The sequence below is a fragment of the Kitasatospora sp. MY 5-36 genome (assembly GCF_001182915.1).
Taxonomy (GTDB): domain Bacteria; phylum Actinomycetota; class Actinomycetes; order Streptomycetales; family Streptomycetaceae; genus Kitasatospora.
The window spans coordinates 1-5,574 of record NZ_LFVW01000706.1 but is presented as its reverse complement, the minus strand read 5'-3'; the positions used below and the strand labels follow the sequence as shown (position 1 = coordinate 5,574).

Genomic DNA, 5,574 nt, shown 5'->3' with positions numbered 1-5,574 from the left:
CTCAGCAGGGTGGTCCGGCGGGCGGGGCGGCGGTGCGCGGGGGTGTGCTGGGGCGCGCTGGGCATGGGGGTGCCTCTCGGGACGTGGAGGCCGCCCGCGCCGCGAGGGGGAGGCGCGGGGCGGGCGGCGGCCTGGGGTGGTCCGGGGTGGGGGAGCGCGGTGCTGAGCATCAAACTGGACTAGACCAGCTGTGCACGTCAAGCATTTCCCGGTCCCGGACGCCCCGTCAGGGACAGGTTTTAGGAACGGTTAAGACGATGCCGGGCGGCGGTCGCGGCGGGCCCGGGGATGAAGGGGCTTGACCTTGAGGGCACTCCAAGGTGAAAGCTGAGGGCGTTGATCACGCACCACCACGCGAACACCGCGGCCACCCCCACGGGAGCCGCGGAAACCACGACGGGAGCACCACCATGCGCAACGCCTCGTTCGGCACGAGCGGCCCGGAGATCGGCGTCATCGGTCTCGGCTGCATGGGCATGACCTGGGCCTACACCGAGCGGGACCGGGACGACGAGAAGTCGGTCCGGGTGATCCGGCAGGCGCTGGACCTCGGCGTCGGCCTGATCGACACCGCCGACATGTACGGCCCGTACACCAACGAGGAGGTGGTCGGCGCCGCGCTGGCCGGCCCGTACCGGGAGCGCGCCTTCCTGGCCACCAAGGTCGGCATCGTGCCGGGCGGCGCGGGCCAGCAGGAGCGCAACGGCCGGCCCGAGCACGTGCGCCGCTCGATCGACGAGAGCCTGCGCCGGCTGGGCACCGACCACGTCGACCTCTACCAGCTGCACCGGGTCGACCCCCAGGTGCCGATCGAGGAGACCTGGGGCGCGTTCGCCGAGGTCGTCGCGGCGGGCAAGGCCCGGAGCATCGGCCTCTCCGAGGCGGGCGTCGAGGAGATCAAGCGGGCGCAGAGCGTGCACCCGGTGGCCTCGGTGCAGTCCGAGCTGTCGCTGTGGACCAGGGACGCGCTGGCCGAGGTGCTGCCGTACACCGAGGAGCAGGGCATCGCCTTCCTGCCGTTCTCGCCGCTCGGCCGGGGCTTCCTGACCGGCGGGATCACCTCCATCGAGGAGCTGCCCGCCGACGACTTCCGCCGCCGGCTGCCGCGCTTCCAGCACGACGCGCTGCGGGCCAACCTGGCGCTGGTCGGGAAGGTCCGGGCGGTCGCCGAGCGGATCGGCGCCACCCCGGCGCAGGTCGCGCTGGCCTGGGTGCTGGCGCAGGGCCGGTACGTCTTCCCGATCCCGGGCACCAGGACGCCGCGCTACCTGGTGGACAACGTGGGGGCGGCCGGGATCGAGCTCTCGGCGGCGGACCTGGCCGAGCTGGACGCGCTGCCGGCCGCGACCGGCGAGCGCTACTGACGGCGGCGCTGCCCCCGTACCCGCGCCGTCAGCGCTCCCGCACCCACACCAGCTGCCGTCCGGTCTCGCCCGGAGCCCGGACGGCGGCCTCCGCGACCCGGTCCAGCCGGTAGCCGAGCTTGCGCGGGACGGCCGCGCTGGCGCCGTTCGCCCGGTCGCAGCGGATCTCCACCCGGGTGATCCCGGGCAGGGCCAGCGCGGCCTCGGTCAGCGCCCCGGCCGCGGCGGTGGCGATGCCCCGGCCGACGTGCCCGGCGGCGACCCAGTAGCCGATCTCCAGCGCGCCCGGGCCGATCCGCCCGTGCAGGCCGAAGGCGCCGATCACGCCGCCGGGCTCGGCGTCCAGGCCGGCCAGGTACATGAAGTCGGTGCCGGCCTCCCAGGCGGCCGCGCCGGCCCGGGTCAGCTCGGCGGTCCGGGCCCGGGAGGGGGCCTCGGCCGCCCACTCCATCCAGGGCCGCAGGTGGTCCAGGTTGGCGCGGACGGCCTGGTTCAGCGCCGCCGTGTGGCTGCTGCGGCGGCGCCGCAGCCAGAGGCCGCCGGGCAGCCGCAGCCGTTCCGGCGGCCGCCCGGCGGTCGCCTCCGCCAGCGGTGGGGCGAGGCCGCAGGGCCGTGGCTGTGCTTGGCTCATGGCGGCGATTATGTCCTTGGCCGGGACCTGTCACCATCGGATATCCCTCTGGTGGCGGGCGCGTCCCCCCGGTGGCGGGCGCGCCCGGCCGCACCCCGGCGCGTCAGAGCCGGACCATCACCTCGTCGAGCTCCTTGCGCCGCAGGTCCGGCACGCGCGCCCCCTCGGCCGGGTAGCCGACCGGGATGACGTACGCGGCGCGCTCCTCCGCCGGGCGGTCGCACACCTCGTTGAGGAACTTCATCGGGCTCGGGGTGTGGGTCAGCGTGGCCAGGCCGGCCTGGTGCAGCGTGGCCAGCAGCAGCCCGACCGCGATCCCCACCGACTCCTTGGTGTAGTACGGGCGCGGCGACTCGGGGCCCTTGTGCACCTCGAACACCACGATCACGGCCGGCGCGTCCTCCAGGAACGGCTTGCGCCAGTCGGTGCCGATCGGGGCGAGCGCGGCCAGCCACTCCTCGGACGCCCGGTGGCCGTAGAACTCGCGCTCCTCGGTCTCGGCCGCCTCGCGCAGCCGCCGCTTGCGCTCCGGGTCGGTGATCACCACGAACCGCCAGGGCTGGACGTGCGCGCCGCTGGGCGCGGTGGAGGCGGTCCGGACCGCCCATTCGACCACCCCGTCCGGGATCGGGCGGGTGGAGTAGTCGCGGACGGTCCGGCGCTGCGCCATCACGTCGTGGAAGGACCTGCTGCGGGCCTCGGCCTCGTGGGCGGGCACCGTCATGGGGGTGAGCGGGACGGTCGGGTGGGACGTCCCCGCCACGGCGCTGTCAGTGCTGTCAACCATGGCGCACAGCACAGCACATGACGGCCCCTCCGGGAGGGGGTTTCCGGGAAGAGGTAGAGACCAATCCCCGGAGACCGATCCCCGGAGGCCGATCCGGCCGGCGGCCGGTCCCGTTCCCCGGGCCCGGCGACCCCTACAGCTCGTGCGCCCGCCCGTCCCGGACCTCGATCCGCCGGTTCACCGCCACCGTGTCCAGCATCCGCCGGTCGTGGGTGACCAGCAGCAGGGTGCCGGTGTACGAGCCGAGCGCGGACTCCAGCTGCTCGATCGCGGGCAGGTCCAGGTGGTTGGTGGGCTCGTCCAGCACCAGCAGGTTGACCCCGCGGGCCTGCAGCAGCGCCAGCGCGGCCCGGGTGCGCTCACCGGGGGAGAGGGTGCCGGCCGGGCGCAGCACGTGCACCGCCTTAAGGCCGAACTTGGCCAGCAGGGTGCGCACGTCCTCCGGCGCGAGCTCCGGCACGGCGGCCGCGAAGGCCTCCAGCAGCGGCTCCCCGCCCAGGAACAGCCCGCGCGCCTGGTCCACCTCGCCGACCACCACGCCGGAGCCCAGCGAGGCGCTGCCGCTGTCGAGTTCGAGCCGGCCGAGCAGGGCGGCCAGCAGCGTGGACTTGCCCGCGCCGTTGGCGCCGGTGATGGCGACCCGGTCGGCCCAGTCGATCTGCAGGTCCACCGGGCCGAAGGAGAAGTCGCCGCGCTTGGCGACGGCCGCGCGCAGGGTGGCCACCACCGAGCCGGAGCGCGGCGCGGTGGCGATCTCCATCCGCAGCTCCCACTCCTTGCGCGGCTCCTCGACCACGTCCAGCCGCTCGATCATCCGCTGGGTCTGCCGGGCCTTGGAGGCCTGCTTCTCGGTGGACTCGGTGCGCTTCGCCTTGGCGTTCTTGTCGTTGTCGCTGCTCTTGCGGCGGGCGTTGCGGACGCCGTGCTCCATCCAGTTGCGCTGCATCTGGCCCCGGGCCTCCAGCGAGGCCTTGGTGTCGGCGTACTCGTCGTACTCCTCGCGGGCGTGCCGGCGGGCCACCGCCCGCTCCTCCAGGTACGCCTCGTAGCCGCCGCCGTACAGGTTGACCTGCTGCTGGTGGAGGTCCAGCTCCAGCACCTTGGTCACGGTGCGGGCCAGGAACTCGCGGTCGTGGCTGATCAGCACGGTGCCCGTGCGCAGGCCCTTGACGAAGGACTCCAGCCGCTCCAGGCCGTCCAGGTCGAGGTCGTTGGTGGGCTCGTCGAGCAGGAAGACGTCGTAGCGGGAGAGCAGCAGCGAGGCGAGGCCGGCCCGGGCGGCCTGGCCGCCGGACAGGGCGGTCATCGGCAGGTCCAGCGAGACCTTCAGCCCGAGCGAGTCGGCGACCTCCTCGGCGCGCTCCTCCAGGTCGGCGCCGCCGAGGTCCAGCCAGCGCTCCAGGCCGACGGCGTACGCGTCGTCGGCGCCCGGCCGGCCCTCGACCAGGCCCTCGGTGGCCTCGTCCAGCGCGGCCTGCGCGGCCGCCACACCGGTGCGGCGGGCCAGGAAGTCGCGCACCGACTCGCCCTCGCGCCGCTCCGGCTCCTGCGGCAGGTGGCCGACGTTGGCGCTCGCCGGGCTCAGCCGCAGCGAGCCGCCCTCGGGGGTGTCCAGGCCGGCCAGCAGCCGCAGCAGGGTCGACTTGCCGGCGCCGTTCACGCCGACCAGGCCGATCACGTCGCCGGGGGCGACGACCAGGTCCAGGCCGGAGAAGAGGGTGCGTTCGCCGTGGCCGGCGCTGAGGTCCTTGACTACGAGTGTGGCGCTCATGATGAGCCCGATTGTAGGAGGAGCCGGGCGTCCGGCCGAAAAGCCGGGGGCCGCGGCCGTCGCGGCCGCGGCCCCCGGATCACCGCTCAGCGGGTCACCGCGCCGCTCGGAAGACCACTCGGCCTTCGTCGGAGCGGGTCACTCGGCCTTCTTCACTTGGCCTTCTTCGAGAAGTACTCGAACATGTGCTGGGCCACGTCCTCCAGGTACGGACCGGCCTCGTAGGTGTTCGCGCCGTTGCCGATGGAGGTGTCGCTGACCAGGGCGGGCTTGCCGTCCTTGGTCGCGTACCAGCCGCCGCCGCTGCTGCCGCCGGTCATGTTGCAGCCGATCAGCAGCATCGCCGGGCGGCTCGGGTCGCCGGTCTTCTTGGACGGCTTGCCGCCGTCGCAGTGCTCCAGCTCCACGCCGTCGAAGGGCTTGCCCTCCGGGAAGCCGTAGTTGCTGACGGCGCCGACCTGGTCACGCGGGGCGTTGAACCAGAGCGGGACGGAGCCGCCGACGGTCTCCTCCAGCGACTTGCCGCCCGGGCTGGGGTTGGCGACCTTCACGATGCCGAAGTCGTACTGGCTCCACGGGCCGCCCTTCTCCGGGTCGGCCTCCGCGGCCCACTGCGGCGAGACCATGCCGGAGGTGGCGGTCCACTCGCCGTACGGCTCGGCGTCCTCCAGCTTGGCCTGCTTGTTGCCGTTGCTCAGCACGCCGTTGCTGTTGAAGGCCGGGGCGAAGGTGATGTCGGTGTAGTACTTGTTGCCCTTGCCGCCGTGCAGGCAGTGGCTGGCGGTCCACACCAGGTTGCTCTTGCCGGGGTTGGCCGGGTCGGAGACGACGGTGCCGGAGCACACGTAGTCCTCGTTGCCGTCCTTGAAGAAGATCTTGCCGTTGACGTGCATGTTCTTCGGGAACGGGTGCGCCACGGGCTTGGCCGGGACCATCGCGGGCAGCTGGTCCGCGCCGCCGCCACCGCCGGGCTGGGCCGCGGTGGGCTGGGCCGTGGGCGCGGCCGAGGCGGGCGCGCTGG

Annotated in this window: 5 protein-coding genes; 1 reads left to right on the top strand and 4 read right to left on the bottom strand. The window is 73.9% G+C overall.

The features are described 5' to 3' along the window. The first annotated feature begins 410 nt into the window (after window positions 1–410). Window positions 411–1,364 carry an aldo/keto reductase gene (locus AE652_RS34130; RefSeq protein ID WP_049658731.1) on the top strand — a complete coding sequence of 318 codons (954 nt, stop codon included), beginning with the start codon at window positions 411–413 and terminating at the stop codon, window positions 1,362–1,364. Window positions 1,365–1,392: 28 nt separating this feature from the next. Here the strand turns inward: AE652_RS34130 and AE652_RS34125 are convergent, their stop codons facing one another. The 4 genes from AE652_RS34125 to AE652_RS34110 form a co-directional block, all read right to left on the bottom strand. Next, complete coding sequence (locus AE652_RS34125) at window positions 1,393–1,995, bottom strand: GNAT family N-acetyltransferase (protein WP_053112422.1); 603 nt, start codon at window positions 1,993–1,995, stop codon at window positions 1,393–1,395. 103 nt (window positions 1,996–2,098) lie between these two features. Further along, window positions 2,099–2,782: a nitroreductase family protein gene (locus AE652_RS34120; RefSeq protein ID WP_049658730.1), complete on the bottom strand. Its 684-nt coding sequence runs from the start codon at window positions 2,780–2,782 to the stop codon at window positions 2,099–2,101. A 133-nt stretch (window positions 2,783–2,915) separates the two neighbouring features. Beyond that, on the bottom strand, window positions 2,916–4,553 hold the full coding sequence (locus AE652_RS34115; RefSeq protein ID WP_049658729.1) for an ABC-F family ATP-binding cassette domain-containing protein: 1,638 nt from the start codon (window positions 4,551–4,553) through the stop codon (window positions 2,916–2,918). Between the two features lie 152 nt (window positions 4,554–4,705). Then, window positions 4,706–5,574, bottom strand: an 869-nt coding sequence (locus AE652_RS34110) for a serine protease (RefSeq protein WP_049658728.1), incomplete at its 5' end; no start/stop codon positions are given.